Raw genomic sequence first — 18,668 nt, forward strand, 5'->3', positions numbered from 1 at the left:
GACTTCGCCGGGGACTCCGACACCGCGATCGCGATCCGGACGGCGGTGCTGCGCGAGGGCACGGCGGCGCCGCGCGGGGCCCGCGGCGCCGTGCCGCCGTGGTGCGGCGGGTGTGCCGCCGGCCGTCGCACCGGTCCGTCAGGTTCCCGGTCATGAGCGGCGGAAATCGAGGGGATCGACGACGAACCGCACGAGGGGCGCGTACCCTCGGGCTCCCGCCATGGTGCAGGGTGGGGTCATGCTTGCTGATCATCACGAGTACGACGTGGTCGTCACCGCCGTGACCCCGACGGGGATCACCGTCCACGCGGACGGGAACGACGGCTTCCTCGACCGGACGAAGCACCCCTCATGGTGGTCGGACACTCCCCCCGCCGCGGTCGGCGACCGGATGCGCGCGGTGGTCCTGGACGCCGGCAGGACGCCGCCGCGGTTCAGCGCCCTCCCGACCGACATCCGGACGGCCCGGAGCCTGCGCCACACCGAACCGCTGGAACGCCTCTGCCCGCCGCCCGCCTGCGGCCGCGGCGACGTGGAGTGGGCCACCGTGGAGGAGGCGCTGGGCACCGCCCTGCCCGCCGACTACAAGCGGCTCGTCCGGACGTACGGCGGCGGCCTCTTCGGGGGGACGCTCTGGCTGTTGGAACCGGACTGCCCGGAGGCGATGTACGACCTGGTCGCGCAGACCGCGGAACGCGCGGAGATCCTCGCCGAACTCTGGGAAGCGGGCGAGGAGGAGCCGTCGGAACTCGGTGAGGGCGACGTCAGGCTGGTGCCCTGGGGGTACGTGGAAGGCGCGGGACACGTCCTGTACTGGCTGGTCCGGCCCGGTGTCGAGCCGGAGGAATGGACCGTCATCCTCAACGAGGGCCGCGGCCCCTTCTGGGAGGCCCACCCGGTCTCGTGCAGCCGGTTCCTCCTCGACGTGGTGGCCGGCACGTCGACGTCGTTCTACTTCACCGACCTCGACGACATCGTCGACCCGGAGGACAGGACGCGCTTCACACCCACCGCGCGGGTCCTCGGCACGTAGCAACCGGCCGCGGCGGCGTCCGACGGCACCCGGACGCCTCCCGGAAGGGCCCTGCGCGGATCCGCGGCGCACCGACCACGGAAGTTGGGCCGTCTCCACATTGCGGCTCGGCCGTGACGTGCGTCCAGCTCGCGCTCAACCACTGGAACTCCAACCGCGGCCCCGGCCTGCCCCACCCTGAGATGGCCCTGGACGTGGACGGGCAGTTCGGTGGCGAGACCCTGCGGGTGCTGAAGGCCTACCAGAGCGCCCAGAACCTCGACGCCGACGGCGTCGTCGGTCCCCAGACCGGCGACCTGCTCTACTGGGCCCACCTCCACCAGAGCGACCCGTACTGCCACTCGGTCCTCCCGACCAAGTCCTGACCCGGTCCCGGACCGGGACCTGACCCGGACCGGGAACCGCACCGACCACCGGCGGGCGGCCGGCGTCGACGACCCGGGCGGATGCGATCCGACGGCGCCGCACCTCACGGGACTTCGCGGCGCTGCGGATGACGTCCGGGTGCCGGCCGCGCCCGTCGGCATCCGGTGCCGCAGCGGGGCGTTCAGGTCCGGACGTGGTGTTCGATGTCCTCGTTGAAGCTGGTCAGGGCCTGCGCGGTGAGGGTGGGGCGGGTGCCGGAGATCGCCGCGAGGAAGTCGTCGGTGCCGGCGGGGACCCCGGCACGGTGGGTGATCTCGTTCTCGAAGGCCTGCTGGGAGCCCTTGCGGGCGGCGTACTCGATGTCGGCGGGGGTGAACATCTCACTGGCGGTGACCAGCCTGCCGATGTCGACGTGCTGCGCGGCGGGACCGAGGTAGCGGCGCCAGATCGCCTCGCGCGCGACGGCGTCGGGCGGACCGACGGGGATTACGTAGTCGAAGCGGCCCGGGCGCAGGAAAGCCGAGTCGAGGGTGCGCAGCGAGTTGGTGGCGCAGATGAGCAGCCGGTCGTCGTGATCGCGGAACGCCGGGATGAGCTTGAGGAGTTCGTTGGTGACGCCGTGGCCCGGGTCGACCGCAGTGCCGGAGCGGGCGGCGGCGATCTCCTCGACCTCGTCGATGAACAGCAGCACGCTGTCGAGCTCGGCCAGGTCGGCGAAGGCCTCGCGCAGCGAGGCGGCGAGCGCCCCGTCGGCGTCGGCGGCCAGGCGCGAGGGGAAGAGTTCCACGAACGGCCAGCCCAGTCGGGAGGCGACCGCCTTGGCGAAGGTGGTCTTCCCGGTGCCGGGCGGACCGAAGAGGATCACCGCTTTCGGCTGGCGGACTCCGTAGCGTTCGGCCAACTCCGGTTCGGCGAGGGGGAGTACGACCCGCTTCTCGATGGTGTCCTTGGCCGCGTGCATGCCCGCAAGCTGTTCCCACAGGCCGTGCGGCATGACCCGGCCGCCGAGTTGGGCGAGCAGCCCCGCGTCGCCCGCGCCCCGGTGTTCCAGCTTCTCGTAGTAGACCAGGCCCTCCACGTGGCGGTAGCCGGAGTTCTCCAGAGCGCCCGTCCCGGTCGAGCCGGGGGTGAGGACCGCGCTGATCCGCCGCACCCCCTTGGCCCGCAGACGCTGTTCGATCTGCGTGATCAGCGCGCTGCCCAGGCCGCGGTTGCGCCACGCGCCGGACAGGGCCACGATCATGATCCAGCCGCGTTCGCCCTCGGCCCGCGCCACTGCCATGCCGACCAGCTCGTCCCCGACCCGGGCGACCACCGCCGGCTGGCCCCCGCGGGCCGCGGCGACGACGTCGGAGACCGGGAACACCGGAAGGGACAGGTCGGCTTGCCGGCCCTGGTCCCACAGCTGGATCGCCTGGTCCAGGTCGTCGTCGTGGAAGTCCCGTAGGTGCCACACCGGCACGGCTGCCTCCTTGACCGTTCCTGGGCCCATTGTCCGCGCGGCCGTCACGGCGGGCGAGTCGCCGACTCACGGCGGACTGGTTGCCGACCCGTCCCGCCGGGCGAGTCGCCGACCCGTCCCGCCGGTGGTCGGAACAGCTAGCCGTCCGTTCGCTTGATCCACTCGTTGATGCCGAGCGGGTAGTCGAAGCCGGGGCGCTTGACGTTGGCGCTGGTGCGGAAGGGGAGGCCCTTGCTGTCGACGCGGACGGTGCCGCGGCGGCTGCCGCTGGACCAGTCCAGCGTGAGGTCCCAGCGCACGTCGTGTGCCTTGGTGTGCGCGGTGACGTAGAAGACCTCCGGGTCGGACGCGCTGACCTTGTACGGGAAGTCGCGCTGGCCGCCCTTGACGGTGATCGTGGGGCTTCCCCGGTCGAGGTCGATGTCGAAGGACTTGGTCTCGACCTCGCCGCCGCAGCCGACCCCCATCGCATAGTCGTTCCAGGCGAGCGGTGCGCCCTTGGCGGTGATCCGCACGTGCAGGGCCTCCAGGACGACGGTCTCCGCTCCGGTGCCCTGGACGGTGAGGGCGACCTGCTGTTCGTCGGAGGAGACCGCGCCGTAGGCGGCGGCCCAGCGCGGGGCGTCGCGTTCGCCTGCGGGCGGCCCGACCTGGGCGGGCGCGCTGTTGACGAGGAAGTGCTGGCTGCACGGGTCGGCGTAGACGTACGGGCGGGTGCCGACGGCGAGCGGCGCGGGTGCGTCGTCCGGCGGGGTGGGCGTGGCGGTCGGGCTCGTGGCCGCGGTGGTGGCGGTGGTGCCCGTCGCGGTCCCGGTGGGGGGCGGCTCCGGCAGAGCCGTGGTGCCCGTACCCGTGTCCGTACCCGTGTCCGTTCCCGTTCCCGCCGCCGTCGCCGTTGTCCCGGCGCCGGCCGCCCGGCTGCCGTCGCCGCCCCAGAGCACGGGCCGTACGACGATCACCGCGGTGGTCAGTACGGCGAGGGCCGCGGCGGAGGCGATCAGCGCGGTGCGGCGACGCCGCGGCGGGGCGGGCGGTGCCACCGCCTCGACGACCGGAGTTCCGGCGGCCTCCCCCTCGGGGGGTTCCGTCGCGGCGGCGGGTCCGGTCCGGGCGGCCGGGGCGAACGCGGCAGCCGGATCGGGCGGCCCGGTCAGCGCGTCCGGCGGCGGAGCCGGCGTCGGCGTGGGAACGGAAGGCGCATTCGGCACCGACGCATTCGGCACCGGCGTGCCCGCCGTCGGCGGTTCGCCGGCCCGGTCCGTCCGGCGCGACCGGGCCGCGTCCGCCAGGATCCAGGCCCGGTGCAGCTCCACCAGCTCGTCCGGCGTGGCCCGGCACAGCCGTGCGATGCGCTCGGCCGACGCGTACTCGTTGGGCAGCGCGGTGCCGCTGCAGTAGCGGTGCAGCGTCGACGTGCTCGTGTGCAGCCGCTTGGCCAACGTTCCGTAACTCAGGCCCGAGCGGGTCTTGAGATCGTGCAGCAGCCGCGCGAACTCAAGCGTTTCCGCGGCCCCAGTGCCCTCCGACACCTGTCCCCTCCGATCCCCCGGCGTCCCGTTCCGGCGTTCCAGGCCCGTTCCACCTCTGCTGGTCAGGGCCCGATTCGCCGTTCCACCCTACCCATCGTGCCGTCAGACGTTGTGGCCGGGACGGATCGCTCCGCAAGCTTCGGTCATCCGATCGACCCACCACCCGAGACCTGCCGAAAGGGGCACGACCACATGTCCGTCCGCACCTCCCGCACCCGCCTGATCACCGCCGCCGCGAGCGTCGCACTCGCCGCCTTCACGATGACCGCGTGCGGCGACAACGGGGAGATCAAGTCGGCGGGCCCCGCGCCGTCGGTCAGGTTCACCAGCTTCGCCGGGGCGCCCACCTCGCCGGCGGCCGACCCGGCGGCACCCCCGGCGTCCGCCGCCCCCGGCTCCACCGCCCCCGGCTCCACCGCTTCCAAGCCCGCTGCGAACGCCCCCGCGAACGCCTCGCCGAACGCCCCCGCGAACACCTCCGCGCCGAAGGCCCCCGCCGCTCCCGCCGCCACCAAGCCGACCACCTGCGAGGGCTCCAACACCAAGACCATTGCCGCCCCGCTGAACCGCCCCGTGAACCACATGCTGCTCACGGTCACCAACACCGGCTCCGGCATCTGCTACCTGCACGGCTACCCGGCCGTCCGCTTCGGCGAGGCCCAGGCCGTGCCCCCGGTGATCACCGACTCGAAGCCGCAGGCAGTCGTCACGCTCAAGCCGGGCGAGTCCGGCTACGCCTCCGTGAACCTGTCCTCCACGGACGGCACCGACGGCTCCAACGGCCACACCGTGACGTCCCTGGCCGTCTACTTCCATGGCCCCTCCGGCAACGAGAGCGTCGGCGCGGGCGCGAACCCGGCGCTGCCCCCGAAGGGCGTCTACGTGGACGACTCCCTCAAGGTCACCTACTGGCAGCAGTCGATGGACGACGCCGTCTCCTGGTGACACCGGCGGCACCCGAACAGCCACCAGCACCCGACCCGAAAGCAGGCACCACCATGCGCAGCACCCCTCGCAGGATCGCCCGGCACCTGGTCGTCTACGTCGGCACGGCCTTCCGGATCCTCGTCCTCGGCCGTCCGGACGACCCGGACCTCTCCCGGCAGGCCGGCCTCTCCTGGCGCTGAGGCCCGGCGCCCCGCCCCACGACACCGACCCCGGCGGCTGCCCGGCTGTTCGCCGACCCGCACCGCGCACCTTGGAGTCCGCATGGCACTACGGATGGCAGTCACAGCCGAGCCGATACCGTCGCACGTGTCCGCGCTCGACTACGTCACCGTCCCGGCCGTGGAGCAGGGCCACGAGGTCACGCTCTACGCCCCCCACATGTTCCGCCTCGAAGCCCGGCGGCGAGGGGTGGCGTTCCACGGGGCGGGAACGGACTGGACCTGTGCTTCCGCCGTCCAGCGGTCGGCGAGCGGGATCTGGCGGGATCGCGGGAACGTCGCCTTCAACCGCTACTCCTTCGGCCGGCTCTGGCCGGACAACGGCGGACGGAAGGCCCGTGACCTGATCACCGCGTGGACCCGCACGCGGCCCGATCTGGTGATCGCCGAGTGCGGCGACTTCGGCGCGCACCTGGCGGCGAAGGTCCTTGACCTGCCCGTGTTCGCGGCCGACAACGGTCTCGGCCCGGTGCTCCTGGACCTCTGGGACACCGACATCGCGCCCGCGCTGACCCCCCTCCACCAGCAGTACGGGCAGGACACGCCCGTACTGCCCCCGATGCTCGTCCCTGCGCCGGTTCCGTGGTTCCACGAGACGCCCCCGCCCTCGGCGCACGCCGTCGCACGCACCGTCGCCGCGTTCCGGTCGACCCTCCCCGAGCGGCTGGACCGTTCCTCCTCCCGCCCGCTGGTCTACGTGAGCCTCGGCACCCTGGCCACCACGATGACCGGCCTGCGTACCGTGGTCGGGAACGTCTACCGGGAGATCATGGCCGCGATCTCCGGAACCGGCTGCGACGCGATCGTGTCCGCGGGAGACGTCGCCGGGGAACTGCGCAGCGCGGACCCCCGCATCACGGTCGTCGGGCACGCCCCGCAGCCCGCCCACCTGCACCGCGCCGACCTGTTCGTGACGCACGGCGGACGGGCGTCCCTGCTCGACGCGGTGCAGGCCGCGACACCCGTCCTGGGCATGGGCGTTCTCGCCGACCAGCCCGACAACACCGCCGCGTTCGCCCGGCGCGGCCTCGGCCGCGCGCTGCACCTCACGGCCACGCGCGGCGAGATCGCCGACGCCATGACGGCCGTCCTCGGAGATTCCCGCTACGCCGCCGCCATGAGCGCCGCCGCCGAGCCGGCACAGCTGCCGCCGCTGGACATCACGGCCCTGTACGACGGGCGGGTGCGGTGCCGACCGGGTGGGACCCGACGTCGGGCGTCCGCCGACGCGGCACGGTCGTGGCCGGACGGCGCCGGCTGCCTCTGACAGCGCACGACCCGACGGCGCGCGGCGCGACTGCGCACGACCCGACGGCGCGCGGCGTGGGCCTGCCGGTACGAGGACGGCGGGGAGAGGGGTACTCCCGTCGATCCGGTCCGTCCGGTGAGCCGCGCCGGCGTCCATCGGGCCCGCCCGGCACCGATCCCCACCGGGAACGTCGGCGAGAACGCCGCCGGGGCGCCGAAACCGGACCGCCCGGGTGCCGACTCCGTGAGTGGGCACCCGGGCGGTCCGGGAGCCTCCGGGATGCCCGGAGGTGGGTGTCGCGCGGTCAGACGGTGACCCGTTCGGTCCGCTCCGCCTGGAGACCGGCGGGCTGCTCGGGGGCGGTGGCGGAGGTGCCCTCCCGGGGCGCGGGGAGCACGGCCATGATCGCGCCGGAGATCACGATGGTCGCCGCCCAGGCGAGCCCGTACCTGCCGACGGGGGTGTCGGAGAGCGGGCCGGCGAACCAGTCGCACTTGGTGAAGGCGAGCCCCATCAGCAGCGCGAGCACCCAGGACACCATCGCCTGCCAGCAGAAGCCGCCCACGTACCAGTACCGGCTGTTCCGGGTGGTGTCCATCAGCGCGTCGGCGTCGTAGCGCACCGCACGCGAGCGGCGACGGAACATGTCCACCGCGTAGACGCCGATCCAGGCCGAGAAGGAGACGGCGAGCAGGATCAGGAAGGTGATGAAGGAGCCGAGGAAGCTCTTGGCGACCAGCATCAGCAGCAGGCCGCCGACCAGCGAGATCACGGCGTTGATGCTGACGGCCATGGCGCGCGGCAGCCTGACGCCCATGGTCTGCGCGGTGAAGCCGGCCGAGTACATGGAGAGGCTGTTGATCAGCAGCATGCCCACGATCGCGGTCAGCAGGTAGGGCACGGCCAGCCAGGTCGGCAGCAGGTCACCGAGGAAGGAGACCGGGTCCGCGGCCTGCGCCAGGCCGGGCGAGGCCACCGCCATCACGGCACCCATCAGCACCATCGGCACCATCACCAGGCCGGCGCCGGAGACCGTCACGCCGACGATCTTCTTGCCGGAGGCGGCGTGCGGCAGGTAGCGGGCGAAGTCCGGGCCGGTGGGGACCCAGCTGATGCCACCGGCGGCGATGGTCCCGATGCCGGCGATCATCATCGCGGTGGTGCCCGCGGGCTTGGCGAAGACCTCGCTCCAGCGCATGGTCGCGACCAGGTAGCCCAGCACGAGGACGCTGAAGACGCCGAAGAGGTACGTCGACCAGGTGTTGCACACGTTCAGGGCCTTCCGGCCCATGCCGGAGACCAGGAAGGTGCAGGCGACGAAGAGGAAGAGCGTGATGACGATCAGCGCGGTGTTGCTCTTGATGCCGAAGAGCAGGTCGAGAACGGTCAGCACGGCGTAGGCGCCGGTGACGGCGTTGATCGTCTCCCAGCCGAACCGGGCGATCCAGAGGATCGCGCCGGGGAAGAGGTTCCCGCGCACACCGAAGGTGGCCCGGGAGAGCGTGGCACCCGGGGCCCCGCCCCACTTGCCGGAGACCGACAGCACGCCGACCATGCCGAAGGAGGCGAGCGCGGCGCACGCGGCGACGATCAGGACCTGCCAGAAGTTCAGCTGGTTGAACACCACCAGGGCCGCACCCATGGTGAGCAGCAGCACACTGATGTTCGCCGCGACCCAGGTCGGGAAGAGCTCGCGGACTCTGCCCCGGCGTTCGTGGTCCGGGACGGGTTCGATACCGCGGGTCTCTATCGCACCGTCGACGTCGGCGGTGGACTGGTTGTCCATGAGGGTGGCTCCGTGCGTGTGAAGCGGGAGATGAATAGGGCAAATGGGACATTTATGGAACTCTCCGCGCGTAGCGCGGGAGTTGAGTCATCCTACTTTGTTGCAGATGTGACCTGATTGATGCGGTTGCCTGCTAAAGGCGCCAGAGGGTCGGACGGGCGTGCGGCCGGGTGGCCCTCCGGTGCGCCCCGCCGGCCCTCGGCCGGTACACCGCACGCCCCTTGGGGCCCGGGCGGGAGCGCCTGTTGCGGCATGCTCGCCATGGCTGGCGGTGCCCGTGTCCACCGGGTGGAGCGCGAAGACCGCCACCCCTCGCGTGTGACCGTCGTCACCTGCGATCGGGCTCCGCGCCGCCGTCCCGCTGTCCGCCGAGGATCGGCCTCGGCTGCCGCGCGGAGACTGGTGCGTGAAGGCCGCCGGCGAGGGTCGCCGCGCGGAGGTCGGCGATCAGACGGCCGCCGACCTGCCGCTTCGGCGGATCGGCATCCGGATCCCCCGGATCCCCCGATCCCCGACCGGGCGTCTCGGCCGCCCGGGAAAGCCGGCGGATCGATCCGCTTGACCTCAAGTCGACTTCACCTACAAGACTGGCGGCATGCCGAACGACGACACCGCAGCCATCCGCCAATCCGCTCCCACCGCATCGAACATGACCGATCGTCATCTGACCGAATCCCTCCCGCTGGCCGACACCGTGCTCGACGAGATCGCCGGACAGCTGGCCGTCGGGGCGGCGGTGGTCGGCATCGGGGAGTCCACGCGCTTCTCCCGGGAGACCTTCGGGGTGCGGGACCAACTGTTCCGCCGACTGGTCCGGGACCACGGCTTCCGCGCGCTGGCCGTCCAGGACGACGCGGGTGCCGCCGCCGCCCTCGACGCGTACGTGCGCGGTGGCCGGGGTTCGGCCGCGTCCGCGCTGGCCGACGCCTGGAAGCCCTGGCGCACCGCCGAGACGGTCACGGCCCTGGAGTGGATCCGGACGTTCAACCGGGACCACGCGGACGACCCGGTCCGGATCTTCGGCGTGAAACCGGCCCAGGCGGGGCCCGCGGACTACGACGCCGTCCTGGAACACGTCCGCGCGTCGGCGCCCGAGCGGCTCGCGCAGGTGACGGCCCACCTGGAACCCATCCGCACCGCCCACGAGACCGACGAGCACGTCCAGCGGGCGCGGGGAATCCACCCGGGCCGGCCGTTCGCCGAACACGCCCGCGACGCCCTCGCGCTGGTCGAATCCCTCCCCGGCGCTGACGACCGAGCGGACGGCGCAGTCGCCCGGATGCGCCTGATCGCGCGCTTCCACGAGCACAGCGTCGCCGGGCGCGGCACCTACGCGGGCGAGGCCGAGACCTGGGCCGACGCCGTCGCCGACTTCCGACACCGGACCGGCCTGCGCACCGTCTACTGGGACGGCATCGCGCACACGTCGGCGGCCGACACGGTGCTGGGCCTGGCCCCCGAACGCGGTCCGCAGGCCACCGTCGGCAGCCTGCTGCGCAAGCGCTACGGCGCGCAGTACGTCTCCGCGGCGATCGGCTTCCACCACGGAGACCTCGGTGTCGCCGTCGTCCCGGACCCGGCCGCGGACCTCGTCGACGCGAGGCTCGGCGGCACGGACCTGCCCGCCCGCTGGCTGGACCTGCGCCACGACGACGTCCGCAGCCAGTGGGACGGACCTGCGAAGGCCCGCGTCATCAGCGGCGTCTACACCCCGGCCCGCGACGCCGCCGAACACCTGGCCGTCGCCTCCCTGGCCGACGCCTTCGACGTCCTCATCCACATCCGCCAGGCCTCCCCGGTACGCCGACTGCCCTGACCCCGGCGGGAACGACCGACCGACCCCGACGAGTCCGGACGAGTCCAGACGATCCCGGACGATCCCGGACGAGGCCTGGGCGGACGATCCGAGGTGCTGTGCCCGATTCGACCGTCGGCCCGGCTCAGGAGGAGGGGGCGGCCGGGGAGTCCGGCTGGGGCCGCATCAGGAGCAGGTCCTCGCCCCAGGCGTCCAGCACCGCTGCGTGGCCGGCGGCCCGGGCATCCGCCTCGACCCGGGCGAAGAGCTGCTGTTGCTGTGTCACTTCGCCGGTCGCGGTGATCCGGGCGACGGTGTCCAACAGCGCGGCGCTCTCCCAGCCGGGCAACGGGAAGCGGTCCAGCTCCCAGGCCAGGTACTTGTTGTAGGGGCGGGGCCTGCGGTCCAGGGCGAAGAGCAGGTCGAGCAGGAATCCGACACCGGCGGCCGCGTCGAGGCGGCCGGCGAGCGGGTTGCCGTCGCGGTGGTTCTTGACCGAGCGGTAGAGCGAGTTGGTGTAGGCGTCCAGCAGGGCGGCGCAGGACCGGAAGGCCTCCTCGGCGCCGAGCCGTCCCATCGCGGCGACGATCCGGGTGACCTCCCCGTCGCGGCGGTCGATCAGCACCCGGGAGCGGGCGATGGCGTACCGCTCCCAGTCGGCGGGCCGGCGGAACCGGTCGAGGGTGGTGACGACCAGGTCGAGCTGCGCGGAGCGGTAGCCGTCGAGCGCAGCCAGTTCGCTCGCCGTGTCGTCGGCGAGGACGACGTAGAGGTCGTGGTCGGAGTGACGGGTGGTCATGCCGTCGTGGGCCCGGGAACCCTTGAGGACGAGCCCGACGACGGCCGGGTCGGCCGTCGCGGCGGCGACGAACGCCGCGAAGTCCGGTGTCACGTCAGGTCCTTGCGCATCAGGGCGCACATCGTCTCGTACCGCCGGAGCGAGCCGTCCTCGGTCTCGACATCCCAGGAGTCGAGCGCGCGGCCGAAGGCCCGGTACCCCAGGCGTTCGTACAGGGCGCGGGCGCGCGGATTGCCCTCCTCGACGCCGAGTTCGGCGCGGGTCAGGCCCCGGGCGGTGATCCGCTGCTCGGCGGAGTGGATCAGCAGGGTGCCGATCCCGCAGGACTGCAGGGCCGGGTGGACGCCGAGCTGCCAGAGCGTTCCGGCGCCGGGCGTGACCGTGTAGTCGATCCCGCCGACCGCCACCGGGAACCCGACCGGTGTGCAGACCGCCAGGTAGTCGATCTCGCCCGCCTCGGCACGGCGGATCTGGTGGACGAGCTCGCGCACGTGCTTCGGGGAGCCGGCCCAGCCGCAGGACGGCAGGTCCGCATCGGTGAGGTCGCGCACCGACAGGCGCAGCCCGATCCCGGTCATCGCCGTGCCCCTTTCGATTCCGACAGCGGCCGTCTCCCATTCCAGCAAGCCGATCCCCCTGCTGTCCAAGGCATTTCGGACCGGCCCAGGCATCAGCCGGAAGGGCCTGCGCTCGGACCGGGGCAGTGCGTCGGCGGGTTCGGGGCGTCCGGGGCAGCACGGTGGCGCCCGTGGGCGGGGCGCCGACCCGATCCGACCGTCGGCCCCGGGCAGGTGGGCCGGTGGGCCGGTGGTGCGGAGTTGCCCGGACGGTGCCGGGCAGTTGAAGGTCGTACGCCTCACCCGCGACTGCCATCGCCATGCGTGCGCGCGATGGTCACGCTGACCGTTCCGGGAGCCGGGCCGAGAACGGTGTCGCGTGCGGTGTCGTACCGCGCGTCGGCCGTCCGGGTCGGGCGCGGTCCGGCACGATCGAACCGGTGGAGCTGCCGAACCGGTGGAGATGGCTGCCGGCACACGCTCCCCGGTTCCCTGCGGCCGTGGAGCACGAGCGGGGCGGCTCGTCGACACTCCGGAAGGTGGTCCGGTCATGGACGTTCGGACTTGGCCTCACCGCCCAACGGGCGACACCCCGGTAGAGGTCGTACGGCCCGGGAGGATGGCGTACGAGCCGTGGCCCGTCGTCGATCTTGTGGGTGGTAGACGTCTTTCTGGCCTGGGTAGCGGTGATCACGCCGGACGGCCCTGCCGTGCTGATGTGGTTCAACTCGGGCTGAACCCGCCGACCGGCCGTCCGCCCTGCGTCAGGGGCTCAGGGGCTCAGGGGATCGGAGGAGGCCGGCGGCAGGTCCGAAATCCAGGGATGCCCCGGGTGCACGCGGGCGAGTAGCCCGCTCAGGGTCGCGCGCTGAGCCGGGGTCAGGTGCGGGACGGTCGCGTCGAAGTCCGTCTGATCCTTCGGACGGACGTGCTTGGCCTTGAAGAGCAGGACCAGTTCGGGTGCCAGGTACGGGATGCCGTCCGCAGTGTGGTGGACGATGTCGCCGTAGGGGAGTCGGATCGTCCCGTCGCGTCGGCAGATCCAGGTGTCGCCGTCGTGCGGTTCGCGGAACACGTCGAGCAGGTAGTTTCCGGTGGCCGGATCGCGGAGCCAGGTCTGGTGTACGGCGGCCAGCACCTCCGGTGCGGCGTCCTCCCAGATCCGGCCGCTGCCTGCCGCGTCGAAGACGAATCCGGGGAAGCGGTTGCGGACTTCGGGAAACGTCGCTGCCGGAATCGCGATCTCGAGGTCTCCGTGAGCGCGTGTCCGCCTGCCGAGGAACAGATCGAGTGCCCAGCCCGCGGCCACGTACCAGGGGGTGTCGATCCCGGCCAGCTGCCGCGCGACCTCACTCGGGGTCCAGCAGAACGACCACCTGGTGTGGAGGGCTTCGATCTCGTCGGGCGACAGTTCGATGCCGCCGCTGGGCAGTTGCTCGCTCATCGCGGGAATCTATCAGCGAACTCGAAGGCCACCGGCCTTGTCGAGGACGGAGATCAGCGGGGCGTGGAGCCGTACGTCGCCGGTGGCCGTACAAGGTCACCAGCCGGCCGGCCGGGAGGGTCAGCGTTTCGCGTCGTCCTGGGCGGCGAGGGCGCAGGGGGCCGCCCACAGGGGGACGACCCGGACGGGGGCGGCGCCGCCGTGGGTGCGGGGCTCGGTGGTCCGGTGGGGCCCGGTGGTCGGCCGGGTCGTCCTCATGCGGGTGGCGGTGGTGTGTGCGGGGGTCATGGTAGGAAACCTAGCGGCCGGCACTGACAGTCCTCGGGGGCCGACGGCGAGGGGGTGGGTCCGGCGGCAGTCGTCGCGCGCACTGCCCGCGAACGCGGACGAGGTCCGGTACCTGGGTGGGTACCGGACCTCGTCCGAACTGTGGAGCGCCAGGCCCGGGTTGCACGGACTCTTCCTACTGAAAGTAGGACGTGCTCTGGTAGCACCGCTGACGCCTGGCGAGGAATCGTTCTCCCTCGCAACAAGAAGAACACTAGCAGGTCAGCGGCCCGGCTCCGACATCGACCCGTCCCCCGACAGCGGCACCGCGGTGCAACCCGTCCTGACCGACGAGGCGATCCTGGCGGCCGGGCACCTGTCGAACGTCACGCTCCCGGCTTCCCTGCTCGACCTCCTGCGCGCGGCCGGCAGGCGGGGCAGGGGCGGGCGGGGCCGGTTCGCGTCACGGAACCGGCCCCGCCGTGGACGGGTACGGCGGGCTCCGTCGAGCGGCGATCCGGATGCCTGGCACACCCGCACGGGCCGGTCGTCAGCCGGCCGTCACAGGATTTCGATGGACCGGACCAGCGGCGGACGGTTGGGGAACGAGATGTCGGTCCAGCGCGGGATCTTGACCGAGTCGCCGTTGGCGTCGTAGTAGATCAGGTCGTTGTTCCCGGTGGAGATCCGGTCGACCCACCAGTCGCCGAAGGAGGTCCGGCCGGCGTTCGCGTAGCAGTCCACGCTCTGGCTGCCGCCGTTGTGCGACCAGATCTTCAGGAAGTTCTCCCCGCCCCTGCACTCGATGTGGTCGATGGCGAAGGCGTTACCGGACGGGACGGCCACGGTGAACGCGGCCGCCGCGGCGAACGCGGCGGTCACGGTCCTCACGATCTCGTTCCGGCGAAGTCAGCGGTCGAGGGCCTGCAGATCGTCATCGCACATGCCGGTCCTGCAGCACACGGGCAACCATGCGGCCGCGGTCTCCCGAACGCGTTGCAGGCGAGCCCTGTCGGGCTCCACCACCGTGAGGATCTCGAAGGCGGTGCCGGCCCGCGGCGGCCGACCGGACATCACCTCCCCGTAGAGCAGCCGGAGACCCTGCACGGCAAGGTCTCGGCACAGCTCCGGTAGGTCGAGTCCCCGTCGAGCGGGCTCCCAGGCCGTGCCCTCGCCTGCCACCATGCACTGGAGGAGGTCGAGGAACCACGCGCGAGCCGTTGGCGCAATGTCGTCCGCCAAGGCCGCCAGCGCAACGGACGTCACAGCAGGAGCCGGCTCCCACAGGACTGTCGGAGACCAGACGTGCTCCTCGAGGCTGACATGGCAGGGTCTCTGCAGGGGGCCCCTGCCCGCGAGCTGCAGCAGATCCCGGGCCAGGTGCTCTGCCGAGCCGCCGCACCCGCACAGCATGCCCTTCCAGTCCTGCCGGGCTATCTCCATCTCGACCAGTCGCATAGCTCCCACACTCTAGACAGCGCTTGACCACGCTCATCCGCGCCGACGCCGGCGACATGCGGGTCGCCGGCCGGGACGTGGTCCGGGGACCGGCCGCGGTCCGTGCCGCTGTCGGCGGCACCGGTCACGGCAACAGCGCGACCCTGACCATCGGTTGGTGCACCCTGATCGCCTCGGGCGGCTACCTGTGGGCCAGGAAGCGCTACAACCGCGAGCCCAGCAGGTGAGCGGTTCCGCAGTGTCGCGTGATCGTCCTTGACCCCCGGGACCCCTCCACCGCGGGACGTTCACACGCCGGGCCCGGGATGCGGTGGGTGGTGGTGCGCCGTGGCGTCCGCCACGATCGCGCGACGGGTGTCGAGAGCAGCGGCCAGCAGGCGTTCGTCGAGTTCCGTCTCGGCGTCCCGGGTGGAGTCGTTGACGGGGATCCGGTCACGGCGGTCGATCAGTGCCGTCACGGCCGGCAGGGCGGGCCGTGCATGGCGCCCCATCGCCGCGAGGCACCCGAGGTAGTGCTCGCCGACCGTGTACTCGCCCACGTGCGGCGTGACGAGGGCGAGCAGTCGCGGCAGTGCGGACGGGCCTGCGTGCCGCAGCCACAGCGGGGCGCACACGGCCTGCGTACGTCCCGGCCACCGGAACGTGAGGTTGTACAGCTGGGCCGCCTGCCGGAAGGTCAACGGGCCCGCGTCCAGCAGGGCGCCGAAGACCGCGGGGGCGTGGGCGAGGCGGCCCACCCCGACCGGTTTGGCCGCCAGGAGCGCGGCCGCGGATGCGCCGTCGTACGACGGCGTGGAGTCGGGGCAGGGGCGACGCGCCTTCGGGTACGGCGTGAACGGGACGGTGGCCGCCAGAGCGCCGTGCGCATGCATCGCCGCTCGTGAGATCGAAGCCGTGCGGAGGGCCTTCGCCATGGCGGGGCTCGCCCCTTGCCCGCAGTGGCGGACGAGCAGGGGCAGCAACTCGACCGGGCCCGCCCGCCAGTCGTGACACGCCTCGCGGGCGAGATCCGCGCCGACGTCCCGCGTGGCGGGCTCGGCGAGCAGTCGAGCCGTCACCGTGTACGTGTGCTGCTCGCGCCCCAGCCGGTACAGCGCCGACCCCCAGTCCCGTCCGACGCCCTCCAGGTGGAGCGAGGCCTCCCGGGCGTCGGCATGCAGGGCCGCGTCCAGGGTCGGCCACCGCACGGGGGACGACACCCGCAGGGTCTCCAGGTGCGCGAGGAAGCGGACGGACGCCAGGGGGTCGGCTCGCAGGTGCGCGATGCGGGCGCCGAGCCCGTCGGCGAGGACGGTGCGCACGCCCGGGTCGGTGAGTTCGCCGAGGGCGGTGAGCGCGAGGTCGTGGGCCCCCGCGTGCACCACGAGCCTTGCGGCCCGGCGCCGCACCTCCTCGTCGGGGTCCGTGAGCCGTTCCAGTGCGGCGTTCGCGGCCTCGGGCCAGGGGACGCCGGACGCGAGGCCGTCGAGGAGATCCAGTACCTCACCGCGCACGACGGGATCGTCGGAGCGGACGAGGTGCAGGAGCCGGGCGGCGACGGGCCCGGAACGGTCGGCGCGCACGGCGTCGAAGATCGCGCTACGGGAAGGGTCGGCAGGCGTCGTGGCGGCTCCGGTGGCCACGGCCTCGTCCAGCCACTTCACCGGACGGGGCGGTGGCCGCCGTTCCGTGCAAGGGATTCGATCATGCGGCCGATCATGTCATGTGCGGCGGCGGCCCGGCCACGGATTCTCGGCGGACCGGCCACGGTCCTCGGTGGAACGGCAGGCCATTTCGGTGGGACGGCATGCCTTTCCGCAGGACAGGACGCCGGTTGATCCGTCGGCCGAGTCCTTCGAGGAACTCCTGCACGGTGGCCGCGGAGACGTCGAAGTCGTCGGACCGACCGGGACGCCGTGGTGGACTTCCGGACCCGTCCGTTGTCCCCGGTCGCGAACGGGCGGCCACCGCCGTCACTGGCGAACACCAGGACGGTGCGGAGACGTCCGGCGATTCCGTCCGGCGAACCGGTCCGGCGAACCCGTTCGGTTCGGCGAGGCACGTCGGAGCCGCACGTCCTCGGCGGGAAGATGCGTCCATGGTGGAGAGAACCGACGCATCGGAAGGCCCGTCCGGGTTGGGCGGTGCCGCGGGACTGGTCCTGGTGACGCTGGCCGCGGGGCAGTTCGTGATGGCGCTCGACAGTTCCGTGATGAACGTGTCGATCGCGACGGTGGCGCAGGACGTGGGCACCTCGGTGACCGGGATCCAGGGCGCGATCACCGCGTACACGCTGGTGATGGCCGTGCTCATGATCCCGGGCAGCAAGGTCGGGGCGATCATCGGCCGCAGGCGCGCGTTCATGATCGGCTGCGTGGTCTACGGCTGCGGTTCGCTGACCACGGCGGTCGCGCCGAACCTGCCGGTGCTCCTGCTGGGCTGGTCGTTCCTGGAGGGGGTCGGCGCCGCGTTGATCCTCCCGGCGATCGTGGCACTGGTCGCCGGGAACTTCGCCGAGCGCCAACGCCCGGCCGCCTACGGGCTGGTGGCGGCTGCGGGGGCGATCGCGATCGCGCTCGGGCCGCTCATCGGAGGCGTCGCGACGACGTACTTCTCCTGGCGCTGGGTGTTCGTGGGGGAGGTGGTGGTGATCCTCGGCATCCTCGTGCTCGCACGGCGGGTGGCCGACGCGTCGCCGGCCCGGCGCCCCCGGGTGGACGTGGTCGGGGCGGTCCTGTCGGCGCTCGGGCTGGGCGTCTTCGTCTTCGGGGTGCTCCGTACGGACGAATGGGGCTGGTTCGTCCCGAAGCCGGGGGCACCGTCCTGGTTCGGACTCTCGCCGTGCGTCTGGCTGATGCTCGCGGGCGTGCTGGTGGTGTGGTTGTTCTTCCGCTGGGAGGAGTACCTGATGCGGCGGGAACGGGAGCCGCTCGTCGACCTGACGATGCTGCGCAACCGGCAGCTCTCGGGCGGTCTGACGATGTTCTTCTTCCAGTACCTCATCCAGATGGGCGTGTTCTTCGTCGTACCGCTCTATCTGTCGGTCGCGCTCGGCCTCTCCGCGCTGGAGACGGGCGTGCGGATCATGCCGCTGTCGCTCACCCTGCTCGCGGCGGCGGTCGGGATCCCGCGTTTCCTCCCGGCGGTGTCCCCGCGGCTCGTGGTCCGGCTCGGTCTGCTGGCGATGATCGCCGGTGCCGTGGTCCTGATGGCGGCCCTGGACATCGATACGGGTGCGGAGGTCACCACCGTTCCGCTGCTGCTGGTCGGCCTGGGCATGGGCGCCCTCGCGTCCCAGCTCGGCGCGGTCACCGTGTCGGCGGTTCCGGACGATCAGAGCGCCGACGTCGGGGGCGTCCAGAACACCGTCACCAACCTCGGCGCGTCGATCGGTACGGCGCTCGCCGGGTCGATCATGATCGCGGTGCTCACCACGTCCTTCCTGAACAGCGTGGACCGGAACCCGGCGATCCCCGACGAGGTCAAGAACCAGGCCACGGTACGGCTCTCCGGCGGCGTCCCGTTCATGTCGGACGACCAGCTCCGGGCCGCCCTCGACCAGGCCGGGACGAGTACGGAGGTGGCCCAGGCGGCGCTCGACGCCAACGCGCGCGCCCGGATCGACGGCCTCAAGGTGGCCCTGGCGATCCTCGCCCTCACCGGGCTCGTCGGGCTGTTCTTCGTGCAACGCATCCCGGTCACGCAGCCCGGTTCGGTCCGCGGCTCCGGCTCCGGCTCCGGCACCTGATCCTGGCCTGCCGAGCTGCTGGCCTTCCGA

Annotated in this window: 18 protein-coding genes; 8 read left to right on the forward strand and 10 right to left on the reverse strand. The window is 72.4% G+C overall.

The features are described 5' to 3' along the window. The first annotated feature begins 238 nt into the window (after positions 1-238). Together AB0D10_RS25675 and AB0D10_RS25680 are read left to right on the forward strand one after the other, a co-directional pair. Positions 239-1,033, forward strand: coding sequence for an SMI1/KNR4 family protein (locus AB0D10_RS25675; RefSeq protein ID WP_360260505.1), 795 nt, complete (start codon positions 239-241; stop codon positions 1,031-1,033). A 113-nt stretch (positions 1,034-1,146) separates the two neighbouring features. Beyond that, positions 1,147-1,398 carry a peptidoglycan-binding domain-containing protein gene (locus AB0D10_RS25680; protein WP_360260508.1) on the forward strand — a complete coding sequence of 84 codons (252 nt, stop codon included), beginning with the start codon at positions 1,147-1,149 and terminating at the stop codon, positions 1,396-1,398. A gap of 182 nt (positions 1,399-1,580) precedes the next feature. Here the strand turns inward: AB0D10_RS25680 and AB0D10_RS25685 are convergent, their stop codons facing one another. Continuing rightward, on the reverse strand, positions 1,581-2,891 hold the full coding sequence (locus tag AB0D10_RS25685; protein WP_360260510.1) for a GNAT family N-acetyltransferase: 1,311 nt from the start codon (positions 2,889-2,891) through the stop codon (positions 1,581-1,583). Positions 2,892-2,998: 107 nt separating this feature from the next. Then, the gene (locus AB0D10_RS25690; RefSeq protein WP_360260512.1) at positions 2,999-4,390 is read right to left on the reverse strand and encodes a helix-turn-helix transcriptional regulator; all 1,392 of its coding nucleotides are present in this window, start codon (positions 4,388-4,390) and stop codon (positions 2,999-3,001) included. A gap of 192 nt (positions 4,391-4,582) precedes the next feature. Here AB0D10_RS25690 and AB0D10_RS25695 point away from each other — a divergent pair, with 192 nt between their 5' ends. The 3 genes from AB0D10_RS25695 (at position 4,583) to AB0D10_RS25705 (ending at position 6,823) form a co-directional block, all read left to right on the forward strand. Then, positions 4,583-5,335, forward strand: a complete 753-nt coding sequence (locus AB0D10_RS25695) for a DUF4232 domain-containing protein (protein ID WP_360260514.1) — start codon at positions 4,583-4,585, stop codon at positions 5,333-5,335. Positions 5,336-5,388: 53 nt separating this feature from the next. Then, positions 5,389-5,517, forward strand: a complete 129-nt coding sequence (locus tag AB0D10_RS25700; RefSeq protein WP_360260516.1) for a hypothetical protein — start codon at positions 5,389-5,391, stop codon at positions 5,515-5,517. A gap of 94 nt (positions 5,518-5,611) precedes the next feature. Next, positions 5,612-6,823 (forward strand): glycosyltransferase, encoded by a 1,212-nt coding sequence (locus AB0D10_RS25705; RefSeq protein ID WP_360260519.1) that lies wholly within the window; start codon positions 5,612-5,614, stop codon positions 6,821-6,823. A 286-nt stretch (positions 6,824-7,109) separates the two neighbouring features. On the opposite strand, the gene AB0D10_RS25710 is transcribed toward AB0D10_RS25705, so the two are convergent. Beyond that, positions 7,110-8,591 (reverse strand): cytosine permease, encoded by a 1,482-nt coding sequence (locus AB0D10_RS25710; RefSeq protein WP_360260521.1) that lies wholly within the window; start codon positions 8,589-8,591, stop codon positions 7,110-7,112. A gap of 649 nt (positions 8,592-9,240) precedes the next feature. On the opposite strand from AB0D10_RS25710, the gene AB0D10_RS25715 reads away from it, so the two are divergent. After that, positions 9,241-10,407: an erythromycin esterase family protein gene (locus AB0D10_RS25715; protein WP_360260522.1), complete on the forward strand. Its 1,167-nt coding sequence runs from the start codon at positions 9,241-9,243 to the stop codon at positions 10,405-10,407. Between the two features lie 124 nt (positions 10,408-10,531). Here AB0D10_RS25715 and AB0D10_RS25720 read toward each other — a convergent pair whose 3' ends face one another. The 6 genes from AB0D10_RS25720 to AB0D10_RS25745 form a co-directional block, all read right to left on the reverse strand. Beyond that, entirely contained in the window at positions 10,532-11,278 is a 747-nt protein-coding gene (locus tag AB0D10_RS25720; protein ID WP_360260524.1) for a hypothetical protein, read from the reverse strand. Then, positions 11,275-11,763, reverse strand: a complete 489-nt coding sequence (locus AB0D10_RS25725) for a GNAT family N-acetyltransferase (protein ID WP_360260527.1) — start codon at positions 11,761-11,763, stop codon at positions 11,275-11,277. The genes AB0D10_RS25720 and AB0D10_RS25725 overlap by 4 nt, the downstream gene beginning before the upstream one ends. Before the next feature lie 751 nt (positions 11,764-12,514). Continuing rightward, positions 12,515-13,186: a hypothetical protein gene (locus AB0D10_RS25730; protein ID WP_360260530.1), complete on the reverse strand. Its 672-nt coding sequence runs from the start codon at positions 13,184-13,186 to the stop codon at positions 12,515-12,517. Between the two features lie 120 nt (positions 13,187-13,306). Beyond that, positions 13,307-13,474, reverse strand: a complete 168-nt coding sequence (locus AB0D10_RS25735; protein WP_360260533.1) for a hypothetical protein — start codon at positions 13,472-13,474, stop codon at positions 13,307-13,309. Between the two features lie 540 nt (positions 13,475-14,014). Further along, a complete protein-coding gene (locus AB0D10_RS25740) occupies positions 14,015-14,344 on the reverse strand; it encodes a beta/gamma crystallin domain-containing protein (protein ID WP_360260536.1) in 330 nt (109 codons plus the stop codon). A gap of 18 nt (positions 14,345-14,362) precedes the next feature. After that, positions 14,363-14,911 (reverse strand): hypothetical protein, encoded by a 549-nt coding sequence (locus tag AB0D10_RS25745; RefSeq protein ID WP_360260538.1) that lies wholly within the window; start codon positions 14,909-14,911, stop codon positions 14,363-14,365. 23 nt (positions 14,912-14,934) lie between these two features. Between AB0D10_RS25745 and AB0D10_RS25750 the strand changes: the two genes are divergently transcribed. Beyond that, positions 14,935-15,138 carry a hypothetical protein gene (locus AB0D10_RS25750; RefSeq protein WP_360260540.1) on the forward strand — a complete coding sequence of 68 codons (204 nt, stop codon included), beginning with the start codon at positions 14,935-14,937 and terminating at the stop codon, positions 15,136-15,138. Positions 15,139-15,198: 60 nt separating this feature from the next. Here AB0D10_RS25750 and AB0D10_RS25755 read toward each other — a convergent pair whose 3' ends face one another. Continuing rightward, positions 15,199-16,533, reverse strand: coding sequence for a hypothetical protein (locus tag AB0D10_RS25755; protein ID WP_360260542.1), 1,335 nt, complete (start codon positions 16,531-16,533; stop codon positions 15,199-15,201). Between the two features lie 455 nt (positions 16,534-16,988). On the opposite strand from AB0D10_RS25755, the gene AB0D10_RS25760 reads away from it, so the two are divergent. After that, positions 16,989-18,638 carry an MFS transporter gene (locus tag AB0D10_RS25760; RefSeq protein ID WP_360260544.1) on the forward strand — a complete coding sequence of 550 codons (1,650 nt, stop codon included), beginning with the start codon at positions 16,989-16,991 and terminating at the stop codon, positions 18,636-18,638. The last annotated feature ends 30 nt before the right edge of the window (positions 18,639-18,668 follow it).

This window comes from Kitasatospora sp. NPDC048545, assembly GCF_040651155.1.
Taxonomy (GTDB): Bacteria; Actinomycetota; Actinomycetes; order Streptomycetales; family Streptomycetaceae; genus Kitasatospora.

Excerpts from the sequence above, each read along its gene's own strand:
- AB0D10_RS25685 (WP_360260510.1), bottom strand. The coding sequence starts at position 2,891 with ATGGGCCCAGGAACGGTCAAGGAGGCAGCCGTGCCGGTGTGGCACCTA.
- AB0D10_RS25710 (WP_360260521.1), bottom strand. The coding sequence starts at position 8,591 with ATGGACAACCAGTCCACCGCCGACGTCGACGGTGCGATAGAGACCCGC.
- AB0D10_RS25735 (WP_360260533.1), bottom strand. The coding sequence starts at position 13,474 with ATGACCCCCGCACACACCACCGCCACCCGCATGAGGACGACCCGGCCG.
- AB0D10_RS25715 (WP_360260522.1), top strand. The coding sequence starts at position 9,241 with ATGACCGATCGTCATCTGACCGAATCCCTCCCGCTGGCCGACACCGTG.
- AB0D10_RS25700 (WP_360260516.1), top strand. The coding sequence starts at position 5,389 with ATGCGCAGCACCCCTCGCAGGATCGCCCGGCACCTGGTCGTCTACGTC.
- AB0D10_RS25725 (WP_360260527.1), bottom strand. The coding sequence starts at position 11,763 with ATGACCGGGATCGGGCTGCGCCTGTCGGTGCGCGACCTCACCGATGCG.
- AB0D10_RS25695 (WP_360260514.1), top strand. The coding sequence starts at position 4,583 with ATGTCCGTCCGCACCTCCCGCACCCGCCTGATCACCGCCGCCGCGAGC.
- AB0D10_RS25730 (WP_360260530.1), bottom strand. The coding sequence starts at position 13,186 with ATGAGCGAGCAACTGCCCAGCGGCGGCATCGAACTGTCGCCCGACGAG.
- AB0D10_RS25745 (WP_360260538.1), bottom strand. The coding sequence starts at position 14,911 with ATGCGACTGGTCGAGATGGAGATAGCCCGGCAGGACTGGAAGGGCATG.
- AB0D10_RS25675 (WP_360260505.1), top strand. The coding sequence starts at position 239 with ATGCTTGCTGATCATCACGAGTACGACGTGGTCGTCACCGCCGTGACC.
- AB0D10_RS25705 (WP_360260519.1), top strand. The coding sequence starts at position 5,612 with ATGGCAGTCACAGCCGAGCCGATACCGTCGCACGTGTCCGCGCTCGAC.
- AB0D10_RS25760 (WP_360260544.1), top strand. The coding sequence starts at position 16,989 with ATGGTGGAGAGAACCGACGCATCGGAAGGCCCGTCCGGGTTGGGCGGT.